The following is a 21,675-nucleotide window of genomic DNA, read 5'->3' as shown; positions in this document are numbered from 1 at the left end:
CCCTGGAGGAGGAACGCCTCTCCCTTGGCGACGGCCGCCATCCGGGCGCGCAGCTGGTCGCACTCGCCCGCGAAGACGAGCGGCGGATACGACTCGAGGTCCGCGATCACTGCGCGCAGAGCCTCGGTGTCGGGGTACTCGGGCTGCTGCGCCGCGGGCAGGTCTCGCCAGGTGTTGCCAGCACTCGCGCTGGTCTTAGCGTTCACGGTCACGGCCTCAACACTACGGGGTCGCCTCGGGCGCCCAGGACCCATGCCCAGGAAGTGAGACACCGGGTACACCCCTCGGACATGGGGTAGGGTGCGTGGCATGTTCGCGCACTCGACCCAGACCTGGTGGTGGACCGCTCATCCGGCGGCCCGCTGACTGCGCGTACTCGAGACTTCGCGAAGGCCGCCCGAGGGGCGGCCTTCGGTGTTTCCGGGGTCCGTTCCTCCCTCCCTGAGAAGGAGCACGGACCCATGAACCTGCTCGGCTTGCCGGACGACTCCCGTCCGTTCGCCCTGCTCCGCCGCCGTACCCCGGGCCACGACCACGAGCTGGTCGAGGTCCTGATCGGCCCCGTCGCCGCCCACGAGCGGCTCGCCGACCTCCCCGGCGAGAGCCTCGCGCTCGTGCCGTTCCGGCAGATCCGCGAGCGCGGCTTCGACGTCCGCGACGACGGCACGCCCCTGCTGGCGCTCACCCCCGAGGAGTCGTACTCCGTCCCGCTGGCCGAGGCACTGGAGCAGCTCCCGGCGCACGACGTCCGTGTCGACGACGGAGGCTTCGACGTCGCCGACGAGGAGTACGCGCGGATCGTCGGACGCGTGCTGGAGGAGGAGATCGGCCGGGGCGAGGGCGCCAACTTCGTGATCCGCCGGACCTACCGGGGCCGGATCCCCGGGTTCGGGCGGGCCGACGCCCTCGCCCTGTTCCGGCGGCTGCTGGAGGGCGAGCGGGGGGCGTACTGGACGTTCGTCGTGCACACCGGGGACCGCACGCTGGTCGGGGCGAGTCCGGAGGTGCATGTGCGGATGTCCGGCGGCACGGTCGTCATGAACCCGATCAGCGGCACCTACCGCTATCCCGCCGAGGGGCCGACGCCCGGGCACCTGCTGGACTTCCTCGCCGACGGCAAGGAGACCGAGGAGCTGTCGATGGTGGTCGACGAGGAGCTCAAGATGATGTGCACCGTCGGCGACATGGGCGGGGTCGTGGTCGGGCCCCGGCTGAAGGAGATGGCCCACCTCGCGCACACCGAGTACGAGCTGCGCGGCAGGTCCTCGCTGGACGTGCGGGAGGTGCTGAGGGAGACCATGTTCGCCGCGACCGTCACCGGCTCGCCGGTGCAGAACGCCTGCCGGGTGATCGAGCGGCACGAGAGCGGGGGGCGCGGGTACTACGCGGGGGCGCTGGCCCTGATCGGCCGGGATGCGGGCGGGGCCCAGACCCTCGACTCCCCCATCCTGATCCGCACCGCCGACATCGACGCGGACGGGCGGCTGCGGGTCCCCGTCGGCGCGACCCTGGTGCGCGGCTCGGACCCGGCGAGCGAGGTGGCCGAGACCCACGCGAAGGCGGCCGGTGTGCTGGCGGCCCTGGGCGTACGGCCGCCGCGGCCGCGCACGGAGCACGCGCGCGTACGGCTCGCCGACGATCCACGCGTGCGTGCGGCGCTGGACGGGCGCCGGGCCTCGCTCGCGCCCTTCTGGCTGCGGATGCAGGAGCGCTCCGCGGAACTCGCGGGGCACGCGCTGGTCGTCGACGGGGAGGACACCTTCACGGCGATGCTCGCGCACGTGCTGCGCTCCGGCGGCCTGGAGGTGAGCGTGCGGCGGTACGACGAGCCGGGGCTGCGGGAGGCGGTGCTCGGGCACGAGGGCCCGGTGGTGCTGGGGCCCGGGCCGGGCGATCCGTCCGACCCGGCCGATCCGAAGATGCGGTTCCTGCGCTCCCTGACCGCCGAGGTGATGCGGGCGCAGCGGCGGGGCGTGCTGGGCGTCTGCCTCGGCCACGAGCTGATCGCCGCGGAGCTGGGGCTGGACATCGCGCGCAAGGAAGTGCCGTACCAGGGGGCGCAGACGGAGATCGAGCTGTTCGGGCGGCGGGAGACCGTCGGGTTCTACAACAGTTACGTGGCCCGCTGCGACGACGAGGCGGCCGCCGGGCTGACGGCCCGCGGGGTCGAGGTCTCCCGGGCCGTGAACGGTGAGGTGCACGCGCTGCGCGGGCCCGGGTTCGCGGGTGTGCAGTTCCATCCCGAGTCGGTGCTGACGCTGAACGGGGCGCGGGTGGTGCGGGAACTGGTGGGGCAGCTGCGCGGCACGGGCGCGCCCTCGGTCTGACCAGGTGCCGGCCGGGGCCGCCCGCCCCGGCCGGCGTCGGGCGGTCAGCCGAAGAACACCCCGACCTCCTCGTACAGCGCCGGGTCCACCGTCTTCAGGCGGGCCGTGGCGTCCGCGAGGGGGACCCGGACGATGTCGGTGCCGCGCAGGGCGACCATCGTGCCGAAGGCGCCGTCACGGACGCAGTCGATGGCGTGCAGGCCGAAGCGGGTGGCGAGCCAGCGGTCGAACGCGCTGGGGGTTCCGCCGCGCTGGACATGGCCGAGGACGGTCGTGCGGGCCTCCTTGCCCGTGCGCTTCTCGATCTCCTTGGCGAGCCACTCCCCCACCCCGGACAGCCGGACGTGCCCGAAGGAGTCCAGGGACCGGTCCTTGAGGACCATGTCGCCGTCCTTCGGCATCGCGCCCTCGGCGACGACGACGATCGGCGCGTACGACGCCCGGAAGCGGGAGATCACCCAGTCGCACACCTGCTCCACGTCGAAGCGCTGCTCCGGGATGAGGATGACGTTGGCGCCGCCGGCCAGGCCCGAGTGCAGGGCGATCCAGCCGGCGTGCCGGCCCATCACCTCCACGACCAGGACCCGCATGTGGGACTCGGCGGTGGTGTGCAGCCGGTCGATGGCCTCGGTGGCGATGCCGACGGCGGTGTCGAAGCCGAAGGTGTAGTCGGTGGCGGACAGGTCGTTGTCGATGGTCTTGGGCACGCCCACGCAGGGCACGCCGTGCTCGCCGGACAGGCGGGCGGCCACGCCCAGGGTGTCCTCGCCGCCGATCGTGATGAGCGCCCCGACCTCCAGCCGGGCGAGGTTCTCCTTGATCCGGCGGACGCCGTCCTGCTCCTGCAGCGGGTTGGTCCGCGAGGAGCCGAGGATCGTGCCGCCGCGGGGCAGGATGCCGCGCACCGCGGGGATGCCGAGCGGGACGGTGGCGTTCTCCAGCGGCCCTCGCCAGCCGTCCCGGAAGCCGGTGAAGTCGTAGCCGTACTCCTGCACGCCCTTGCGGACGACGGCCCGGATGACGGCGTTGAGGCCGGGGCAGTCGCCGCCTCCGGTCAGTACTCCGACGCGCATGGAACAGTCCCTTCGCCGCAGGTGCCTGACGAAGGGTCAGTGTGACGTGCCTCTCACTCGTCGTCGAGGCCGCGCTCGATCGCGTACCTGACCAGTTCGACCCGGTTGTGCAACTGGAGCTTGCCGAGGGTGTTCTGGACGTGGTTCTGCACCGTGCGGTGGGAGATGACCAGGCGTTCGGCGATCTGCTTGTAGCTCAGGCCCTTGGCGACCAGGCGCAGCACCTCGGTCTCGCGGTCGGTGAGCCGGGGCGCCTTCGGCTCGTCGGTGTCGGGGGCCGGGGCGGGCTCGGAGGCGAGGCGGCGGTACTCGCCGAGGACCAGTCCGGCGAGGCCCGGCGTGAAGACGGGGTCGCCGACGGCCGTGCGGCGCACCGCGTCCTGGAGCTCCTCGGTGGAGGCCGACTTCAGCAGGTAGCCCGTCGCGCCGGACTTCACCGCCTCCAGGACGTCGGCGTGCTCGCCGCTCGCGGACAGCACCAGGACGCGCAGCGCCGGGTTCGCGGCCACGACCTCCTTGCAGACCTGGACGCCGGGCTTGCCGGGCAGGTTCAGGTCGAGCACCAGGACGTCCGGGGCGGCGGCCTTGGCGCGGCGCACGGCCTGCTCGCCGTCGCCGGCGGTCGCGACCACCTCGAAGCCCGTCTCGGCCAGGTCGCGGGCGACCGCGTCGCGCCACATGGGGTGGTCGTCGACCACCATGACCTTGATCGGTTCCTGCCGGTCCCCCACGCTCCGCGTCATCGCCGCTCCGCCTTCCCCCGTGTGTCCGCCACGTCCTTCGGTACCTTCAGCTCGACCTCCGTGCCCTGGCCCGGCACCGAGATCAGGTCCGCGCTGCCGCCGAGGTCGCGCAGCCGGCCGCGGATCGACAGGGCGACACCGAGCCGCCCCTCGCCCTCGGCCTGGGCGAGCCGTCCCTCGGGGATGCCGGGGCCGTCGTCCCGGACGGTGACGATCACCTCGTCCGGTTCGTCCTCGACCAGGATCCAGGCGCGCGCCTGCTCCCCGGCGTGCTTGCGGACGTTGTCCAGGGCGGCCCCGACGGCGGCGGCCACCTCCCGGGCGGCGGCCGGCGCCAGCGGCACGGGCGCCCCCGGCTCGGCCAGGCTGACCCTGGCCCCCGCGTACGGCGCGAGCAGGGCGCGCAGGTCGACCGGGCCGCCGTCGGCCGGCTCGTCCCCGTCCGGGCCGTCGTCGACGGCGCGGACGAGCGCGCCCCGGGTCGCGTCCTCCGACACCCGGGAGACGGGCACGAGCCCGCCGGAGACCAGGGTGCGCAGGGCGACCTCCTGCTCGCCGGCCATCCGGCCCAGCTCGGCCGCCTCGCCGCCGATCACCGCCCCGCGGCGCTGCACCATGGCCAGCACCTGCAGGACGCTGTCGTGGATGTCCCGGGCCAGGCGCTCCCGCTCCCGGGTCGCGGCCTCGATCTCCAGGGCGCGGGCCAGGGTGCGCTCGGAGGCGCGGGCCACCTCGACGACGTAGCCGATGGCGATGGAGGCGATGCAGACCAGGATGACGTTGTGGACGGTGTCGCGGGCCGGGCTGCCGCGCTCGATCAGGTTGGCGACGGCCACCAGGCCGCTGGCCATGGCCGCCCAGCGCCAGCCGCCCTTGATGGCGAAGGCCAGGACGGCACCGGCCGTCCATATCGACGGCAGGGTGGGGCCGCCCGACTGGACCCGCTCGTGCGCGTCGGCGACGGGCGTGAGCAGGATGCCCGTGAGGGCGACGGTCAGGTCGGCGGCGAGGAACCCCTTGGTGCAGCGGGCGGCGTTCGCGACCCGGGGCAGCGTGGCCAGGGTCCACGCGCCCAGTACGGCGAAGTAGGCGACGGCGACCCAGGGGCGCACGAACTCCTCGTGGGCGGTGGCGAACAGGCCGACCGCGTACAGCACCGTCAGCACCCGGTACGCCGTGAGCGCACGCCACAGCGGCTGCTCGACCGACATCCTCATCACGCGCTCGCGTCCGGCCATGTCCCCCACCCCCCGGCCTGCCCCGTCCCGGACTAGGTCCGCGGCTCGCCCGTCTGCTCGTCCTTCTCGGCCTTCTCCTTCTCGGCCTGTTGCTTCTCCGCCTGTTGCTTCTCCGCCCGTGCGAGCGCGGCCCTGGCCGCCTTGTCGGCTTCCTTCTCCGCCTTCGCCGCGTCCGCGAGCTGCCGCTTCATGGCCGTCGCGTACATGTCGACGTACTCCTGGCCGGAGAGCTTCATGATCTCGTACATGACCTCGTCGGTCACCGCGCGCAGCACGAAGCGGTCGTGCTCCATGCCCTGGTAGCGGCTGAAGTCGAGGGGCTTGCCGATCCGGATGCCGGGCCGCATGAGCTTGGGCACGACCTTGCCGGGCGGCTGGATCTTCTCCGTGTCGATCATGGCGACCGGGACGACGGGCGCGCCGGTAGCGAGCGCCACGCGCGCGAGGCCGCCCGGCTTGCCCCGGTAGAGCCGGCCGTCGGGCGAGCGCGTGCCCTCCGGGTAGATCCCGAACAGCTCACCGCGCTCCAGCACCTCGATGCCGCTCCTGATGGCGGCCTCGCCGGCGCCGCGCGCACCGGAGCGGTCGACGGGCAGCTGGCCGACGCCCTTGAAGAAGGCGGCCGTCAGCCGGCCCTTCACCCCGGGCGTGGTGAAGTACTCGGCCTTCGCGATGAACGTGACCTTGCGGTCCAGGACCGCGGGCAGGAAGAACGAGTCCGAGAAGGACAGGTGGTTGCTCGCCAGGATCGCGGGGCCCTCTGCGGGAACGTTCTCCAGGCCTTCCACCCAGGGCCTGAAGGCGACCTTGAGCGGTCCCCCAACAGCGACCTTCATCGCGCCGTACAACAACCGAGTGCCTCCCGTATGTGTCGGTCAGACCTTAACCCGGAGCGCTGTCGAAGGCGCCGACGGCCCTGGTCGGTGTCAGTGCGGTCGCGTACGGTGAAGGTCCCGCGAACGACGTGCGACCCCTTCCATGACGTTCCGTGACGATCCGTGATCGTGTCCGTCCCTTCTCACGACCTGGAGGCCGAAGGTGCCGGTCCTTGCCGGAGCCGAGCCGTTTCGCCACGAGGGCGGGGAGGTCGCCGTCCTCCTCTGCCATGGTTTCACCGGTTCACCGCAGTCGCTGCGCCCCTGGGCGGAGTACCTCGCCGAGCACGGCCTGACCGTCTCCCTGCCGCTGCTGCCCGGGCACGGCACCCGCTGGGAGGACCTGCGGATCACGGGCTGGCAGGACTGGTACGCGGAGGTGGACCGCGAGCTGCGCGCCCTGCGCGAGCGCCGCGCCAAGGTCTTCGTGGCCGGTCTGTCCATGGGCGGCGCCCTGGCCCTGCGCCTGGCCGCGAAGCACGGCGACGCCGTGAGCGGCGTGGTCGTCGTCAACCCGGCGAACAAGGTGCACGGCCTGGCCGCGCACGCCCTGCCGGTGGTCCGCCACCTGGTCCCGGCGACGAAGGGCATCGCCAGCGACATCGCCAAGCCGGACAGCCGGGAGCTGGGCTACGACCGGGTGCCCCTGCACGCGGCGCACTCGCTGCGCCGGTTCTTCCGGATCGTCGACGGTGAACTGCCCCAGGTCACCCAGCCGGTGCTGCTGCTGCACAGCCCGCAGGACCATGTGGTGCCGCCCGCCGACTCGGCCCGTGTCCTCAGCCGCATCTCGTCGACGGACGTGCGGGAGGTCCTGCTGGAACAGAGCTACCACGTGGCCACGTTGGACCATGACGCGGACCGGATCCACGAGGAGAGCCTCGCGTTCATCGACCGGCTCGCACCCGGCCTCGTCAAGGAGCCCGGGCTCGGCAAGGAAGGGACGACCGCAGGTGGCTGAGCACGACTCCGACCGCGAGGGCCGCGAGGGCCGCGAAGGCCACGAGGGCCGCGAGCCGGACGAGAAGGGCGCCCCCTTCGACGAGGAGGCCGCCTGGGCGGCGATCGTCGCCGGCTACGGCGACGAGCCGCCGGACCCGCCGGGTGCCAAGCCGTTCAAGTCGGTCGAGGACCTCGCGCTGCTGGAGTCCCCGACCAACGACGACCGGGTGGACGCGGCGGCCGGGACGGCCCCCGCCGAGGCCGGCCGGCCCGGGGAGCCGGACGGGCCGGAGCCCAAGCCGTCGGGTGACAGGCCGGACAAGCCGGCCGGGCCGCTGGGTGGCTCCGTCTCCTTCGCGCCCGGCGTCGGCCCCCGCGACTACACCGCGCCCGAGCCCACCGAGGACGACTTCGACGCGGACGACGAGGGCCACTTCGTGCCGCCGGAGCCGCCGCCGCTGCCGACCGCCGACCCGACGGCGAAGTTCGCCTGGCTGGGGGTGCTCGGCGGGCCGGTGCTGCTCCTGCTGGCCGTGCTGCTCGGCTGGGAGATGACCTGGTGGCTGACCACGCTCGGGATCGGCGGGTTCCTGGGCGGGTTCGCGACGCTGGTGATGCGCATGCGGACGGACGACGAGGAGGACGACGACCCCGGGCGGGGAGCGGTCGTCTAGGACGCCGGCACCCTGAGGGCGGCCAGGACCGGGAGGTGGTCCGTGGCCGCCCTCAGGTCTGTCCCGGTCACCCCGGGCAGGTCGGTCGGTACGCCGCAGCCCAGCACCTCGACGCCCTCGGTCGCGAAGATCGCGTCGATGCGCTGGTGGGGGTCGGCGGGGGTCCAGGTGTGCTCGCCGCCCCAGGGGGACGCGGCCCGGCAGTCGGTCAGGGTGCCGGCCAGGCGGCGGAAGGCGGGGCCGTCGGGCCGTTCGTTCAGGTCGCCGCCGGCGATCGCGTGCTCCACGCCCAGCCCGGCGAGCCGGTCAAGGAGCATGCCGGCCTGGTCGCGGCGCTCGTCCTGCTGCAGGGACAGGTGGCAGCTCAAAACGCCGAGGCGGGCGCCGGCGATGCGGACGACCGCGGTGGCGAAGCCGCGGCGGTGCAGGCCGGGGGTGTGGGGCAGGAGGACGTCCTCCGTGCGTTCGACGCCCACCCGGAGCGAGCTGAGGATCGCCGGGCCCGTGGTGGTGGCGCCCCCGGTGACGAGGACCAGGTCGCAGGCGAGGGCGAGGCGGGCGAGCTTCTTGCGCCAGCGGAAGAAGCGGGGGGCTTCCTGGATGAGCACCAGGTCGGGTTCGCAGGCGCGGATGACACGGGCCAGGGCGGCGGTGTCGTCGCGCATCGAGCGGATGTTGTAGCTGAGGACCCTGATGACCGCGGAACCGTCGGGTTCGGTACGGGAGTTGGGGAGCAGCGGCATGTGATCAATCTACGCCCCGCGGCTCGGGGCGCGGGGACCGTGCGCGAGTGCCGGTGGTTCGTGGCTTGTCGCGCGGTTCCCCGCACCCCTGACAGCACAGGGCGTCACATGATCGGGTCGGGCTCCCGGGCCAGGTCGGCGGCTCCCACCAGGCCCGCCTTGTTGCCCAGTTCCGCGGCGCGGACCTCGGCCACCGGGCGCCAGTTGCCGCCCACCAGCCAGCGCTTGTAGGACTTGCGGATCGGGCCCAGGACCAGTTCGCCCTCGTCGGAGAGGCCGCCGCCGACGATGAACGCCGAGGGGTCGAAGAGGGAGGCGAGGTCGGCCAGGCCCGCGCCGACCCAACGGGCCAGTTCGCGGTAGGAGTCGACGGCCACGCGGTCGCCCTGGCGGGCGGCCATGGAGATGTGCTTGCCCTCGATGCCGTCGGGCGTGCCGTTGCCGAGGCCGAGCAGGATCTCGGCGTTCTCGGGGGTGGCGTTGGCGCGCTGCTTGGCGTACCTCACCAGCGCGCGGCCCGAGGCGTACTGCTCCCAGCAGCCCTGCGAGCCGCAGCCGCACAGCAGGCCGTCCGGCACCATGCGGATGTGGCCGAACTCGGCGGCCACGCCGAAGTGTCCGCGGCGCAGCTTGTTGCCGATGATGATGCCGCCGCCGAGGCCCGTCCCCAGCGTGATGCAGATGACGTTGCGGTGGCCCTTGCCGGCACCGAACTTGTACTCGCCCCACGCCGCGGCGTTCGCGTCGTTCTCGACGACCACCGGGAGGCCCACACGGGCCTCGACCTTCTCCTTGAGCGGCTCGTTGCGCCAGTGGATGTTGGGCGCGAAGTAGACCTCCGAGCGCTGCCGGTTGACGTAGCCGGCGGCGCCGATGCCCACGCCGACGATGTCGTGACCGACGTGTGCGCCGTCCACCGCCGAGGCGATGGCGTCCACGATGCCCTCGGGCGTGCCCGGGGTCGGCACCTTGTGGGTAGAGAGGATGTTGCCTTCCTCATCGACCACGCCGGCCGCGATCTTCGTGCCGCCGATGTCGACGCCGATGGTGAGTCCCATGAATCCCTCAGTTTCGGTCGAGCCCCGCTACGGCCAACGGTACCCGAGGCCCTGCCCCGGGATTCCTGTCGTCCGGTCGGTGGGCACGCCCGGCGGCGGCGCGCCGGGCGCCGCTCGGCCGGTGACCGCGGGCTCAGTCGAGGTCGATGCGCTCGCCCGGGCCCGCGTCGTCACCCGGGTCACGGCGTTCGTGCGGGTCACGCGGGTCGCTTCGGTCGTCGCGGCCGGTCCAGCGGCGCTCCTGGGCCTGGACGGCGGAGCGGTAGGCGGCGAGCAGCTCGTTCCCGGCGGCCGCCAGGTGGTCGAAGACGTCCGGATTGCGCTCGATGACCGGTTCCACGGCCGCCTTGGCCTGATCGACGACCTGCCGTACGACCTGCTGGGCGGCGGGCCCGGCGACCGCGCCGAACAGCGGGGACTGCAGGCCGGACAGCCGGTCCGCGACGGCGTCGACGAGCTTCTTCAGCTCCTCGGCCGCGGAGCCGGGGGGCGGACCGTACCGGGTGCGGCGGCGGGCCTGCTCCGCTTCGAGGTCCTCGGCGCACGCCGTCGCCCAGGCGTCGGCGTCGGTCGCCCGCGTCTCGTCCACGGCCTCGTCGGGGGTGTCACCGGACGGGGGGAGCTGTTCGCTCATGACGGACTCCTGCCTACGGTTCGTCCCTACGACGTTACCCGAACGGGCGTAGCGGCCGGAGTCACCGGGACCGCGGCCAGAGCTTCGGGTCGGGGGCGAAGCGGATGCGCAGCTCGCCGTCGCGCAGAGCGGCCCCGGCCACGGTGCAGCGGCGCAGCACGGAGGGCAGGGGGACGACCCGGCGGAACCTCCCCGCCGTGACGACGAGTTCGTCGCCGCGCCGCACGAGGTCGAGTTCGTCGCGCAGGGCGCCGGGCAGCGGGATGTGCCACACGAGCACGCCGTCCTCGCCGAGCCGGTCGGTCACGGGCCACTCGACGGCGGGGGCGTCCGCGCCGGGACCGGGCACGGCCAGGGCGGTGAGGTCGTCGCCGCCGCGCGGGTCGCGGCCGAGGTGGGCGACGGTGCGCACCTCGTGGGACTCGCGCCACTCGTCCAGCGTCTTGCGCTGCTGGGCGACCGGGCCGGCCAGCCAGGTGTCCGCCGAGGCCTCGGGCAGGACGCGGTTGGCGACGACGACGTCGGTGCGCAGGCCGCGCAGGGCGAGGCCGAGACCGGCGGCGCGCAGGGCGTCGGCGCCGGCCGGGCCGGGTTCGGCGACCAGCCGTACGACGGTGTCGCGGTCGGCGACGACGGCCTCCACGGCGGCCAGCTCCACGTCCCAGCGGGCCGCCGTCTCGTACAGCCACTCCGCGGGCATCGGGACGCCGGCGAGCCGGCCGAGGACGGGGCGCAGGGCGCGGGCGGCCTGCCGCTCGGGCGGCAGCAGGCGGCGCAGGTAGCGGCGGAGTTCCTCGGGCAGGGCGAGCAGGGCGAGGGCCTGCGGGACCGGGGGCAGGTCGACGACGAGGAGGCCGTACCTCTCCGACAGCGCGGCGTCGCGCAGGGCGCGCAGCAGGGCGAGTTCCTCGGCTCCGGGCAGCGGGGTGAGTTCCTCGGGGTCCAGGCGGGAGGCGCCCAGGAGGTCGAGGGCGGAGGCGGCGCGGTCCTGGAGGGCGGTGAGGTCCCGGCGGAAGTCCCGCGCGGGGTCGGGGCGCCAGGCGGTGAGGTGCGGGGCGGCTTCGACCGGGGCCGGGCCGGTCGGGACGCCGAGGGCGGCACCGAGGGTGTCCGTGCGGTCGGTGCCGAGGACGAGGGTGTCCGTGCCCCGCGCCGCCGCGGCCAGGGCGGTCGCGGCCGCGAGGGTGGTACGACCGCTGCCGCCGGGGCCGGTGATCAGGAGGGTGCGCATGGGGGTGAACGGTACCGGTGCCGCCGCGCCCCCAGGGGCGCCGGGAACTGCGCGACGAGCCACGACGCGCCCGCGCACGGCAGAGCACGGAACGCCTGCGACGCGACCCCCTACGTGCCCGACTCCACCCGCTTCTTCAGTCCCGCCAGCGCCCGGTCGATGATGACCTTCTCCGCCTTGCGCTTGATCATGCCGAGCATGGGGATCTTGACGTCGACGGTGAGCGCGTAGGTGACCTCCGTGCCGCCCGCCCCCGCCGGCTTCAGCAGATACGTGCCGTCGAGGGAGCGCAGCATCTGGGACTTCACCAGCGTCCAGGACACCTCGTTCCCGCCGGTCCAGGTGTACGCGAGCACCTGGTCGTCCTTGATCGCGCCGGCGTCCATGACGAGGCGGACCTGCTCGGCACGGCCCTGGGCGTCGGCCTTGAGGACCTCCGCCTCCTTCACCTCGCCGGTCCAGTCCGGGTAGCGCTCGAAGTCGGCGATGACCGCCATGACGTCGGCCGGGGCCGCCTCGATGGTGATGCTCGAGCTGGTGTGTTCCGCCATCGCCGTGGCTCCTCCAGATGCGGGCCGGTAAGAGATCGCCGCGCGCACTCGTGCGCACGTGTGTGCAGCGTGAAGGCTACCGCGCACGGGACCCGCCGATCTCACCCGACCTGGGGCGTCCTCACCACTCCAGCGCCCACGGCGTCCCGGTCCCCGCGAAGTGCCCCACGTTCACACACTCGGTTGCCCCGATCCGCATCCTGCGCACCAGCGGCTGGTGCACGTGCCCGAAGAGGGAGTAGCGGGGGCGGGTGCGGCGGATGGCGTCCAGCAGGGCCCGGCTGCCCCGCTCGAAACGGCGCGCGACGGTGTCGTAGACGAGTTCGGGGACCTCGGGCGGGATGTGCGTGCACAGCACGTCGACCTCGCCGACCGCCTCGATCTTCGCCGCGTACTCCTCGTCGCTGATCTCGTACGGCGTCCGCATCGGGGTGCGCAGGCCGCCGCCGACGAAGCCGAAGACCCGGCCGCCTATCTCGACGCGCTCGCCGTCGAGGACCGTCGTGCCGGGGCCGGCGTACTCCTGCCACAGGGGCGGCATGTCGACGTTGCCGTAGGTGGCGTACGTCGGAGTGGGGAACGCGGCGAACAGCTCCGCGTACTGCTTGCGCACCGCCTGCTCGATCACCGCGGCCCGGTCCCCGCCGATGCCGGCCCACAGCCGGGCCCCGAGTTCCCGTGCCTCCTCGAAGCGGCGCGCGGTGCGCAACGCGACGATGCGGTCGGCGTTCTCGACGCCGAAGAGGTCGGGGAAGATGCCGCGCGAGTGGTCGGCGTAGTCGAGGAACAGGACGAGATCGCCCAGGCAGATCAGCGCGTCGGCGCCCTCACCGGCTCTGGCCAGGTCACGGGCGTTGCCGTGCACGTCGCTGACCACGTGCACGCGTGTCCTTCTGTCTCCGGTGGGTGTGGGTGCCATGACGATCAAGCGTAAGCGTGTGCGGCATACGTGAACAGTGGCGGTCCTACCTGCGGTTACTGGTCAGTGATTCAGCCCGTGGACTACTGTGCGCGAAGGAATACCCAACTGTGTGACGCAGCGAACATCTCGACGGGACCCCCTGTCGGAGAAGCCATACCGGCGGGTAACGTCCGGGCAGTCCAGTCGTGCTCTGCATTTCAACAAGTGAAAGCCCGAGCACCTGCCCGAGCCTTGGACCGCACCGTCGCAGCACACACCGTCGTGGCGCCGGCGCCCTATGAGGAGCAGCAGTCTTGCGCGAGTTCAGCCTTCCGGCTTTGTACGAGGTCCCCGCGGACGGGAACCTGACCGACATCGTCCGCAGAAACGCCGCGCAGCACCCGGACGTCGCCGTCATCGCCCGCAAGGTCGCAGGCACCTGGCAGGACGTCTCGGCCACCGCCTTCCTCGCCGAGGTGGTCACGGCCGCAAAGGGCCTGATCGCCGCCGGGGTCCAGCCGGGCGACCGGGTGGGCCTGATGTCCCGCACCCGCTACGAGTGGACGCTGCTCGACTTCGCGATCTGGAGCGCCGGCGCGGTGACCGTGCCGGTGTACGAGACGAGTTCGCCGGAGCAGGTGCGCTGGATCCTCGGCGACTCGGGGGCGACCGCCTGCGTCGTGGAGACCGACGCCCACACGGCCGCCGTCGAGTCGGTGCGCGAGGGGCTGCCGGCGCTCAAGCACGTGTGGCAGATCGAGGGCGGCGGCCTCGACGAGCTGGCCCGGCTCGGCCAGGACGTCACGGACGAGACGGTCGAGGAGCGCGGCTCCGTCGCCAAGGCCGACGACCCGGCGACCATCGTCTACACCTCGGGCACCACCGGCCGCCCCAAGGGCTGTGTGCTCACCCACCGCAGCTTCTTCGCGGAGTGCGGCAACATCGTGGAGCGGCTGCGTCCGCTGTTCCGCACGGGCGAGTGCTCGGTGCTGCTGTTCCTGCCGCTCGCGCACGTCTTCGGACGGCTGGTGCAGATCGCGCCCATGATGGCGCCGATCAAGCTCGGCTGCGTCCCGGACATCAAGAACCTCACCGACGAGCTGGCCGCGTTCCGCCCGACGCTGATCCTCGGGGTGCCGCGCGTCTTCGAGAAGGTCTACAACTCGGCGCGCGCCAAGGCGCAGGCCGACGGCAAGGGCAAGATCTTCGACAAGGCCGCCGACACCGCGATCGCCTACAGCAAGGCGCTGGACACCTCCTCGGGGCCGTCGTTCGGCCTGAGGATCAAGCACAAGGCGTTCGACAAGCTCGTCTACGGCAAGCTGCGCGCGGTCCTCGGCGGCCGCGGCGAGTACGCCATCTCCGGCGGTGCCCCGCTCGGCGAGCGGCTCGGGCACTTCTTCCGCGGCATCGGCTTCACGGTGCTGGAGGGCTACGGGCTGACCGAGTCCTGCGCCGCCACCGCGTTCAACCCCTGGGACCGGCAGAAGATCGGCACGGTCGGCCAGCCGCTGCCCGGTTCGGTGGTGCGGATCGCCGACGACGGCGAGGTGCTGCTGCACGGCGAGCACCTGTTCAAGGAGTACTGGAACAACCCCGGCGCGACCGCGGAGGCGCTGGCCGACGGCTGGTTCCACACCGGTGACATCGGAACCCTCGACGAGGACGGCTACCTCAGGATCACCGGCCGCAAGAAGGAGATCATCGTCACCGCGGGCGGCAAGAACGTCGCCCCGGCCGTGATCGAGGACCGCATCCGGGCGCACGCGCTGGTCGCCGAGTGCATGGTGGTGGGCGACGGGCGGCCGTTCGTGGGCGCGCTGGTCACCCTCGACGAGGAGTTCCTGGGCCGCTGGTGCGCCGACCACGGCAAGCCGGCGGGTTCCACCGCGGCGTCGCTGCGCGAGGACCCGGACCTGCTCGCCGCGGTCCAGGCCGCGGTCGACGACGGCAACGCCGCGGTGTCGAAGGCGGAGTCGGTGCGGAAGTTCCGCATCCTGTCCTCCCAGTTCACGGAGGAGTCGGGCCACCTGACGCCCTCGCTGAAGCTGAAGCGGAACGTGGTGGCGAAGGACTACGCGCACGAGATCGAGGCGATCTACGCGAAGTGACCCGCCACCGGGCGGCTCGGGGTTCCGCCCAGTGGGGTGCCATGTATGCGCCGTGGGCGGGCGCGGGTGCGTCGTGGTCGCTCGCGCAGTTCCCCGCGCCCTTTCAGGGCAGTCGTACTACAGCAAGTCCTTGAGGTGCTCCGCGAGCAGGTCCCAGCGCCACTTCTGCTCGACCCACTCGCGACCCCGCTCCCCCATCCTGCGGCGCAGCTCCGCGTCGCCGAGGAGGGTGGTGATGCGGTCGGCCGCCTCCTCGGGGGAGCCGCCGCGCACCACCCAGCCGGTCTCGCCGTCCAGGACCGCGTCAGGGGCGCCGCCCGAGTCGCCGGCGACCACCGGGAGGCCCGTCGCGGAGGCCTCCAGGTAGACGATGCCGAGGCCCTCGACGTCCAGGCCGCCGCGGCGGGTGCGGCAGGGCATCGCGAAGACGTCGCCGGCGCCGTAGTGGGCGGGCAGCTCGGACCAGGGGACGGAGCCGGTGAAGCGGACCGAGGCGGCGACGCCGGTCTCGTGGGCCAGCCGCCGAAGGTCCTTCTCGTACGGGCCGCCCCCGACGACGAGCAGCACCGTGTCCGGCTCGGCCGCGAGGATCCTCGGCATGGCCCTGATCAGGGTGTCCTGGCCCTTGCGCCGGACGAGGCGGGAGACGCAGACCACGACCGGGCGGTCCGTGAGGCCCAGGCGGGCCCGGACCTCGTCGCCGCCCGAGCCGGGGTGGAAGGTCTTCTCGTCGACGCCCGGCGGCAGCTGGACCATGCGGGCGGCCGCCTCGGGCGTGAGGGCGGTGGCGATCCGCGAGCGCGTGTACTCGCCGAGGTAGGTGATCGTGTCCGTGGCGTCCCCGACGCGACGCAGCAGCTGCCGGGCGGCGGGCAGTTGCGCCCAGCCGGCCTCGTGGCCGTGCGTGGTGGCGACCAGCCGCTCGGCGCCCGCGGCGCGCAGGGCCGGTGCCATCAGGCCGAGCGGGGCCGCCGCCCCGAACCACACGGAGGTGCAGCCGTGCTCGCGCAGCAGTCGGACGGCCCGCCGGGTGGCTCCCGGTGTGGGCAGCAGCATGGTCGTACGGTCGCGCACGACGGTGAAGGGCTGCTCGGCGTCGAAGGCGCGGGTCGCCTCGACGCCCTCCCGGGTCCGCTTCCAGGTCGAGGCGTAGACGACCAGCTGCCCGGGGTCCAGCCGCAGCGCCATGTTGTGCAGGAACGCCTGGATGCCGCCGGGCCGGGGCGGGAAGTCGTTGGTCACGATCAGGGTCTTGCGCACGCCGCTGACCCTATCGAACGGGCCCTCGCGGCCCTGCTCGGCGGCTCGTATGGCACGCTCACAGCTGACGGGCCCATGATGGCCCCCTCGACACGGCGGGCGAACGGGCAGGGAATCACGTGGAGACGACGGGCACGAGGCGGTCCCTGGCATGGCTGCCGGTGGTCTGGTGTCCCACCAGGCTGATGCTCCTGCTGTTCGTGCTGAAGGTGTACGTCTTCCCCGGCCCGGACGTCACCAGCGACGTGCAGGTGATCTACCAGGGCTGGTACGGCGTCCTGCGCAGCGGAACGTTCCCTCTGGAGGACGTCACCTGGCAGTACCCGCCGGCCGCGGCGCTGGCGGTCCTCTCCCCCGGCCTGCTGCCCTTCCTGGACTACGCGACGGCGTTCTTCGTCCTGGTCTGCGTCACCGACCTGGCCGTGCTGGCGCTCCTGACGTACGCGGGACGCCGCCCGGGCCGGTCGCTGCGCGGCGCCTGGGTGTGGGTGACCGGCGTGCCGCTGCTCGGGCCGACGGTGTACGCCCGCTACGACGTGATGGTCACGGCGGTGGCGGTGGCGGCGCTGCTCGCGGGTGCCCGGCACCCGAGGGCGATGGGGGCCCTGGCGGCGTTCGGCGCGCTGCTGAAGGTCTGGCCCGCGATGCTGCTGCTGGGCGCCCGCCGCGGCAGCGCCTGGCTGTCGGCCCTGGTGACCGGGGTCGTGGTGGCGGGTGGGTTCGCCCTGGCCATGCCGGGCGCGTTCGCCTTCCTGACGTTCCAGCGCGACCGGGGCACGGAGGTGGAGTCGCTGGGCGCCCTGGTCTTCCACGTCGCCCGGCACTTCGGCTGGCAGGGCGAGGTGCGGCTGAACTACGGCTCGATCGAGTTCCTCGGGCCGTACGTGACAGAGGTGAGCACGGGCGCGCTGTTCCTGACGGGGGCGGCGTTCGGCTGGCTGGTGCTGTGGCGGCTGCTGGCCCGGCGCTTCGAGGAGCACACGCTCGCCGACGCGGCGTTCGTGGCGGTGCTGATGTTCACCACCACCAGCCGCGTGATCAGCCCCCAGTACATGGTGTGGCTGGTCGGGCTGGCGGCGGTGTGCCTGTACTTCCCGGGCAGCCGGATGCGGATGCCGGTCGTTCTCGTGCTGGTCGCGTGCTTCGTGACGGTGCTGGAGTTCCCGTTGTACTTCGCCGACGTGGTGGCCAGCGACGGGCTGGGCCTGACCCTGCTGTTCCTGCGCAACGGCCTGCTGGTGGCCGCCGCGCTGACCGCCGCCCGGGCCCTGTGGCGGGCGACGGTCCCGCGCACGCTGCCCGCCGCCCGGTCCCCTCAGCCCGCCCGCGCCGGCGAGACCCCCGTCTCCTCCTGATCCGGGGCCCGCCGGAACAGCGGCCCCGCCAGGGCGCACCGCACCGCCGTGGGGCGGCCGCCGGCGCCAGGCACACCCCGGGCAGCCCCAGCCCCGCCGGCCCGTGCGCGAGCCCCGGCTGGACGGCCGTGCCGAGCACGGTGACCCGCAGCAGCGCCCCCGGCGCCCTCGAAGACCCCGCCCAGCGCGAGGTGGCGGCCCGGCAGCAGCAGCGCCCGGCGCACGCGGGAACAGCGACGCCCCCGGCTGTGAAGGCGGCCATGCTCCAGGGGGCGGCGAGGGACAGCAGGACGGCCGCGGCCAGTGCGAGGGCACCGGGCAGGAGCACGGCCTGCCGCCCGACGGCCCGCCGCTCGTCCCGCCCCGGGAAGGGGCCCGCCCTCAGCCCAGCTGCGTGCGCAGATACTCCCGCCACTGCGCCGTGAAGGCCTCCGGCGTGGTCCCCAGGACCTCGCGCATCGCGTCCTGCACCGCCCCGGCCCGCTCGTCGTGCTCGCCCACGGCCCGGTAGAACGCGCGCAGCCGTGACTCGCCCCAGCGGTCGGCGATCATCCGGCACGCCGTCCAGCCGCTCTCGTAGGCGCGGGCCAGACGGCCGGAGTCGCCGGTGAAGCCGAAGTCCTTGTCGGCCGGGAGCGCCGCAGGAAGCCGCCCCCGGTCCACGGCGCGGGTCAGTTCGGGGGCGGCCTCGGCGGGTGTGCGGCCGACGGAGCGGTAGCCGACCCAGTCGGCGAAGCCCTCGGACAGCCACAGCGGCGTGGCCGCGGTGGTCCGGGCCCGGGTGGCGACATGGGTCGTCTCGTGGGTGACGACGACCTGCTCCCCGAGGCTGCCGAGGAGGGCGAACGCGTCCGGGTTGACGATGATCCGGTCCGCCGGCGCCCGGGCCGGGGCGCCCGTCTCACCGGTCGTGACGGCCGCGATGCCGCGGTAGGAGGAGGCGGGCGAGCCGAGCAGCCCCGCCATCCCCTCCAGCGACTTCGGCACGAGCATCACGACGCGCCGGCTCCACCGCGTGCCCCACGCGTCCGACACGGCGGGCACCGCCCGGTCCGCCAGATCGGCGAAGCCGCGCAGGGACCGGTCGGACTGACCGACGCCGAGGACGAGGCTGTGTGCGCCCCGCATGATCCGCACCGTGCCCTGGTCCCACAGCTGCTGCGCGGACTTCCTGGCGGGCCGGTCGTCGACGACGGACCACCGTCCGCCGGCGTCGCGGCTCAGCCGCAGCGTGCGCCCGGCGGTCACCGGCGCCCGGTCGTACCCGGCGACGCTGTAGCGCAGTTCGGCGTCGGCGGTGGCCGTGTCGCCGCTGCGGCGCAGCGCGGTCACGCGGTAGGACCAGCCGGCCACGGGCACGGCCCGCAGCCGGTGGAAGTCGGCTGCGGTGCCCGTCCGTTCGTAGGCCCGCTCGTCGCGGTCGACGACCGCTGCGGCCCGCCGGTCCAGCAGCCGCTGGACGTCGGCCGTGGCACTGTCGGTCGCGGACGGGCCTCCGCACCCCACCAGGGCGGCGAGCAGCAGTACCAGCGCCACCGCCCCGGAGCCCCACCGTCGACCAGCCACGCCCCGAGAATACGGGCGCGGGGCGGCGTCGGTCAGACCCGGGTGACCGACGACACGGGCATCATCCCGACCGGGTCGTAGCGCACGGGCGCGCCGGGATAGGGCGCGTGGATGACCTGGCCGTTGCCCATGTACATCCCGACGTGGCTGGCGTCGGCCCGGTAGACGACCAGGTCGCCGGGGCGTGCCTCGGACAGCGGGACCTGCCGGCCGGCGAACCGCTGGGCCTGCGAGGTGCGCGGCAGAGAGACCCCGGCCTGGGCGTACGACCACTGCATCAGGCCCGAGCAGTCGAAGCCGGTGGGCCCGCTGGCGCCCCACACGTAGGGCTTGCCGAGGGCGCTGCGGGCGGCGGCGACCGCGGCGGCCCCGCGTCCCGAGGCGGCGGTGGCGCCGCCGAGGTCGGGCACGTCGTCGCGGCCGGAGCGGGAGGCCCGGTCGTAGGCGTCGCGTTCGCCGTCGGGCAGGGAGTTGAGCAGCCGCCGCGCGGAGGCGAGTTTGCGCTCGACGGTCTTCTTGTGGGCGGCGACGGCCTTGCGGCTCCGCTCCAGTTCACGGAGCTTGTCCGCCGCCTCCGCACGGTCCTGGGCGAGTTCGCGCATGGCGTCCTGGAGGTCCTTCAGTTCGCCGGCCTGGTGGGCGGTGATGCGGTCGAGCCGGGACGCCTTGTCGAGGTAGTCGTCCGGGTCGTCGGAGAACAGCAGGGCCACGGCCGGGTCGATGCCGCCCGCCCGGTACTGGGCGCCGGCGAGCGAACCGATCGACTCCCGCAGGGAGTTGATGCGCTGCTGCTGCCGGGCGATCCGGTCCCGGGCGGTGCCGACCTCCTCGCGCAGCGCGTCGGCGCGTTCGTCGGCCGCGTTGTAGGCCTCGGTCGCCTTCTCGGCCTGCTCGTAGAGCCGGTCCACCTTGGCCCGGGTGTCGTCGTACGGTGCGGCCGCGGCCGGTACCGCGACCAGGGCGGCGGCAGCGACGGACAGCAGGCTGACCGCGACGCTGGCGCCCCGGTCGAAGCCGGACGGTGCAAGGCGGCGATGGGACCCCACGGGAAGCCGCTCTCCTTCCGTTGACGGACTTGGAACGCGGCAGACAGTAGCCCCGAGACCGGGGACCGCCAACGACCATCCGTGGGTACGCGGCCGGACGCCCCACCGCTGACGCAGGTCACCGGCGGGGCGGGGGCTCACTCGGGGCGGTCGGGATTCGCCCGAACGGCGGACACGGCGTCCCGCTGCGAGAGACGCCGGAGGGCTGGGATCAGACCCGGACGCCGAACATGAAGGGGCCGCCGATGGTGTTCATCGACTCGTAGCGCACGACCGTGCCGGTGCGCGGGGCGTGGATGATCTGCCCGTTGCCGGCGTAGAGACCGACGTGGTGCAGGTCGTTGAAGAAGAAGACCAGGTCGCCGACCTTGAGCTGGCTGACCGAGTAGATCTTGGTGCCGATCGTGGTCTGCGCCTCGGAGGTGCGCGGGATCTGCACGCCGGCGGCCGCGTAGGCCCGGGAGGTCAGGCCGGAGCAGTCGAAGGAGCTCATGCCGGTGGCGCCGTAGACGTAGGGCTTGCCGAGCTGGCTCTGGGCGAAGGCGAAGGCGGCGGCGGCGCGGCCGGAGCCGGGCGGCACGTTGCTCGTGAGGGCGTCGCGCTCGGCGCTCCGGCTGGCGCGGTTCTGCTCCTCGGCGAGCTTGGCCTTCTCGGCGGCGGAGAGGCTGTTGAGCAGCTTCTGCGCGGCGGCGAGCTTGCCCTGGACTTCCTTCTTCTTCTTGCCGAGTTCGGCGCGGGTGGAGGCGAGGTCCTTGAGCTTCTCGGAGGCCTCGGCGCGCTCCTGGGCGAGTTCGCGCTGCTTCTCCTGGACCTTCTTCAGCGCCTCGACCTGCTGGCCGCTCAACTGGTCGAGCGTGGAGGCCTTGTCGAGGTAGTCGTCCGGGTCCGAGGAGAGGAAGAGCTGGACCGAGGGGTCGATGCTGCCGGTGCGGTACTGCGAGGCGGCGGCGAGGCCGAGACTGTCGCGCAGCTCGTTGAGCTCCTCCTGGCCGCGGGCGACGTTGTCCTGGATGGTGGAGATCTCCTTCTGGAGCTTCTCCTGCTTCTCCTTGGCGCCGTTGTACTTCTCGGTGGCCTGCTCGGCCTCCTGGTAGAGCTTGTCGACCTTGGTCTTGACCTCGTCCTTGCTCGGCTTCTCGCTGGGGGCGGCGTTGGCGGCCTGCGAGCTGAAGGCGACGGCAGCGGCGGCGGCGGTGGTCAGCACGGTCACACGTGCGCGGCTCGGCTGCTTGGGACGACGGTGGGACGCCACGGGTGAAAAGCTCCTTCTCAGCCCCTCCGCCGTCTCTCCCGATGAGTGATCACCCGAGCGGAGGTTCGGGGCCTGACCCTAGTGACCTTCCTGTG

General features: G+C 73.3%; 21 protein-coding genes. 6 read left to right on the top strand and 15 right to left on the bottom strand.

Going from position 1 to position 21,675, the window contains the following annotated elements:
• Positions 1-212: 3-deoxy-7-phosphoheptulonate synthase (locus RIN80_RS10175; protein ID WP_309095203.1), on the bottom strand; the 212-nt coding region annotated here is incomplete at its 3' end.
• Between the two features lie 97 nt (positions 213-309).
• Here RIN80_RS10175 and RIN80_RS26565 point away from each other — a divergent pair.
• Both RIN80_RS26565 and RIN80_RS10170 read left to right on the top strand, forming a co-directional pair.
• Complete coding sequence (locus RIN80_RS26565) at positions 310-366, top strand: trp operon leader peptide (RefSeq protein ID WP_078625594.1); 57 nt, start codon at positions 310-312, stop codon at positions 364-366.
• A gap of 95 nt (positions 367-461) precedes the next feature.
• Positions 462-2,327: an anthranilate synthase family protein gene (locus RIN80_RS10170; protein WP_309095202.1), complete on the top strand. Its 1,866-nt coding sequence runs from the start codon at positions 462-464 to the stop codon at positions 2,325-2,327.
• A gap of 44 nt (positions 2,328-2,371) precedes the next feature.
• Here the strand turns inward: RIN80_RS10170 and RIN80_RS10165 are convergent, their stop codons facing one another.
• From RIN80_RS10165 to RIN80_RS10150, 4 genes are read right to left on the bottom strand one after another with little or no spacing between them, the layout of a single operon-like run.
• The gene (locus RIN80_RS10165; protein ID WP_309095201.1) at positions 2,372-3,400 is read right to left on the bottom strand and encodes a 6-phosphofructokinase; all 1,029 of its coding nucleotides are present in this window, start codon (positions 3,398-3,400) and stop codon (positions 2,372-2,374) included.
• 53 nt (positions 3,401-3,453) lie between these two features.
• Positions 3,454-4,143, bottom strand: coding sequence for a response regulator transcription factor (locus RIN80_RS10160; RefSeq protein WP_309095200.1), 690 nt, complete (start codon positions 4,141-4,143; stop codon positions 3,454-3,456).
• Positions 4,140-5,381, bottom strand: coding sequence for a MacS family sensor histidine kinase (gene macS / locus RIN80_RS10155; protein WP_309095199.1), 1,242 nt, complete (start codon positions 5,379-5,381; stop codon positions 4,140-4,142). Before macS ends, RIN80_RS10160 begins: the two co-directional genes overlap by 4 nt.
• Before the next feature lie 32 nt (positions 5,382-5,413).
• The gene (locus tag RIN80_RS10150; protein ID WP_309095198.1) at positions 5,414-6,217 is read right to left on the bottom strand and encodes a lysophospholipid acyltransferase family protein; all 804 of its coding nucleotides are present in this window, start codon (positions 6,215-6,217) and stop codon (positions 5,414-5,416) included.
• 202 nt (positions 6,218-6,419) lie between these two features.
• On the opposite strand from RIN80_RS10150, the gene RIN80_RS10145 reads away from it, so the two are divergent.
• Both RIN80_RS10145 and RIN80_RS10140 read left to right on the top strand, forming a co-directional pair.
• Entirely contained in the window at positions 6,420-7,217 is a 798-nt protein-coding gene (locus RIN80_RS10145; RefSeq protein ID WP_309095197.1) for an alpha/beta fold hydrolase, read from the top strand.
• A complete protein-coding gene (locus tag RIN80_RS10140) occupies positions 7,210-7,872 on the top strand; it encodes a hypothetical protein (RefSeq protein WP_309095196.1) in 663 nt (220 codons plus the stop codon). The genes RIN80_RS10145 and RIN80_RS10140 overlap by 8 nt, the downstream gene beginning before the upstream one ends.
• Here the strand turns inward: RIN80_RS10140 and RIN80_RS10135 are convergent.
• The 6 genes from RIN80_RS10135 to RIN80_RS10110 all read right to left on the bottom strand — a co-directional run bounded on the left by RIN80_RS10135 (position 7,869) and on the right by RIN80_RS10110 (position 12,966).
• On the bottom strand, positions 7,869-8,615 hold the full coding sequence (locus RIN80_RS10135; protein ID WP_309095195.1) for an endonuclease/exonuclease/phosphatase family protein: 747 nt from the start codon (positions 8,613-8,615) through the stop codon (positions 7,869-7,871). The two genes, RIN80_RS10140 and RIN80_RS10135, sit on opposite strands and share 4 nt — an antisense overlap.
• Before the next feature lie 104 nt (positions 8,616-8,719).
• Positions 8,720-9,673, bottom strand: coding sequence for an ROK family glucokinase (locus RIN80_RS10130; protein WP_309095194.1), 954 nt, complete (start codon positions 9,671-9,673; stop codon positions 8,720-8,722).
• A gap of 133 nt (positions 9,674-9,806) precedes the next feature.
• Positions 9,807-10,307: a DUF5304 domain-containing protein gene (locus tag RIN80_RS10125; RefSeq protein ID WP_309095193.1), complete on the bottom strand. Its 501-nt coding sequence runs from the start codon at positions 10,305-10,307 to the stop codon at positions 9,807-9,809.
• Positions 10,308-10,368: 61 nt separating this feature from the next.
• Positions 10,369-11,538 carry an ArsA-related P-loop ATPase gene (locus RIN80_RS10120; protein WP_309095192.1) on the bottom strand — a complete coding sequence of 390 codons (1,170 nt, stop codon included), beginning with the start codon at positions 11,536-11,538 and terminating at the stop codon, positions 10,369-10,371.
• A 110-nt stretch (positions 11,539-11,648) separates the two neighbouring features.
• Positions 11,649-12,089 carry an SRPBCC family protein gene (locus RIN80_RS10115; protein ID WP_309095191.1) on the bottom strand — a complete coding sequence of 147 codons (441 nt, stop codon included), beginning with the start codon at positions 12,087-12,089 and terminating at the stop codon, positions 11,649-11,651.
• A gap of 121 nt (positions 12,090-12,210) precedes the next feature.
• The gene (locus tag RIN80_RS10110; RefSeq protein WP_309095205.1) at positions 12,211-12,966 is read right to left on the bottom strand and encodes a metallophosphoesterase; all 756 of its coding nucleotides are present in this window, start codon (positions 12,964-12,966) and stop codon (positions 12,211-12,213) included.
• Positions 12,967-13,304: 338 nt separating this feature from the next.
• Here RIN80_RS10110 and RIN80_RS10105 point away from each other — a divergent pair, with 338 nt between their 5' ends.
• A complete protein-coding gene (locus RIN80_RS10105) occupies positions 13,305-15,101 on the top strand; it encodes an AMP-dependent synthetase/ligase (RefSeq protein ID WP_309095190.1) in 1,797 nt (598 codons plus the stop codon).
• Positions 15,102-15,218: 117 nt separating this feature from the next.
• Here the strand turns inward: RIN80_RS10105 and RIN80_RS10100 are convergent, their stop codons facing one another.
• On the bottom strand, positions 15,219-16,361 hold the full coding sequence (locus RIN80_RS10100) for a glycosyltransferase family 4 protein (RefSeq protein WP_309095189.1): 1,143 nt from the start codon (positions 16,359-16,361) through the stop codon (positions 15,219-15,221).
• Positions 16,362-16,480: 119 nt separating this feature from the next.
• On the opposite strand from RIN80_RS10100, the gene RIN80_RS10095 reads away from it, so the two are divergent.
• Complete coding sequence (locus tag RIN80_RS10095) at positions 16,481-17,716, top strand: glycosyltransferase family 87 protein (RefSeq protein ID WP_309095188.1); 1,236 nt, start codon at positions 16,481-16,483, stop codon at positions 17,714-17,716.
• Positions 17,717-18,097: 381 nt separating this feature from the next.
• Here RIN80_RS10095 and RIN80_RS10090 read toward each other — a convergent pair whose 3' ends face one another.
• The 3 genes from RIN80_RS10090 to RIN80_RS10080 form a co-directional block, all read right to left on the bottom strand.
• Entirely contained in the window at positions 18,098-19,282 is a 1,185-nt protein-coding gene (locus tag RIN80_RS10090) for a hypothetical protein (RefSeq protein ID WP_309095187.1), read from the bottom strand.
• Between the two features lie 32 nt (positions 19,283-19,314).
• On the bottom strand, positions 19,315-20,328 hold the full coding sequence (locus RIN80_RS10085) for an NlpC/P60 family protein (RefSeq protein ID WP_309095186.1): 1,014 nt from the start codon (positions 20,326-20,328) through the stop codon (positions 19,315-19,317).
• 211 nt (positions 20,329-20,539) lie between these two features.
• Positions 20,540-21,580: an NlpC/P60 family protein gene (locus RIN80_RS10080; protein ID WP_309095185.1), complete on the bottom strand. Its 1,041-nt coding sequence runs from the start codon at positions 21,578-21,580 to the stop codon at positions 20,540-20,542.
• Positions 21,581-21,675 lie beyond the last annotated feature (95 nt).

The organism is Streptomyces sp., assembly GCF_031181705.1.
In the GTDB taxonomy this organism is placed as follows: Bacteria; Actinomycetota; Actinomycetes; order Streptomycetales; family Streptomycetaceae; genus Streptomyces.
Note: the sequence above shows the minus strand (reverse complement) of the source record. Positions and strands in the feature narration are given on the sequence as shown.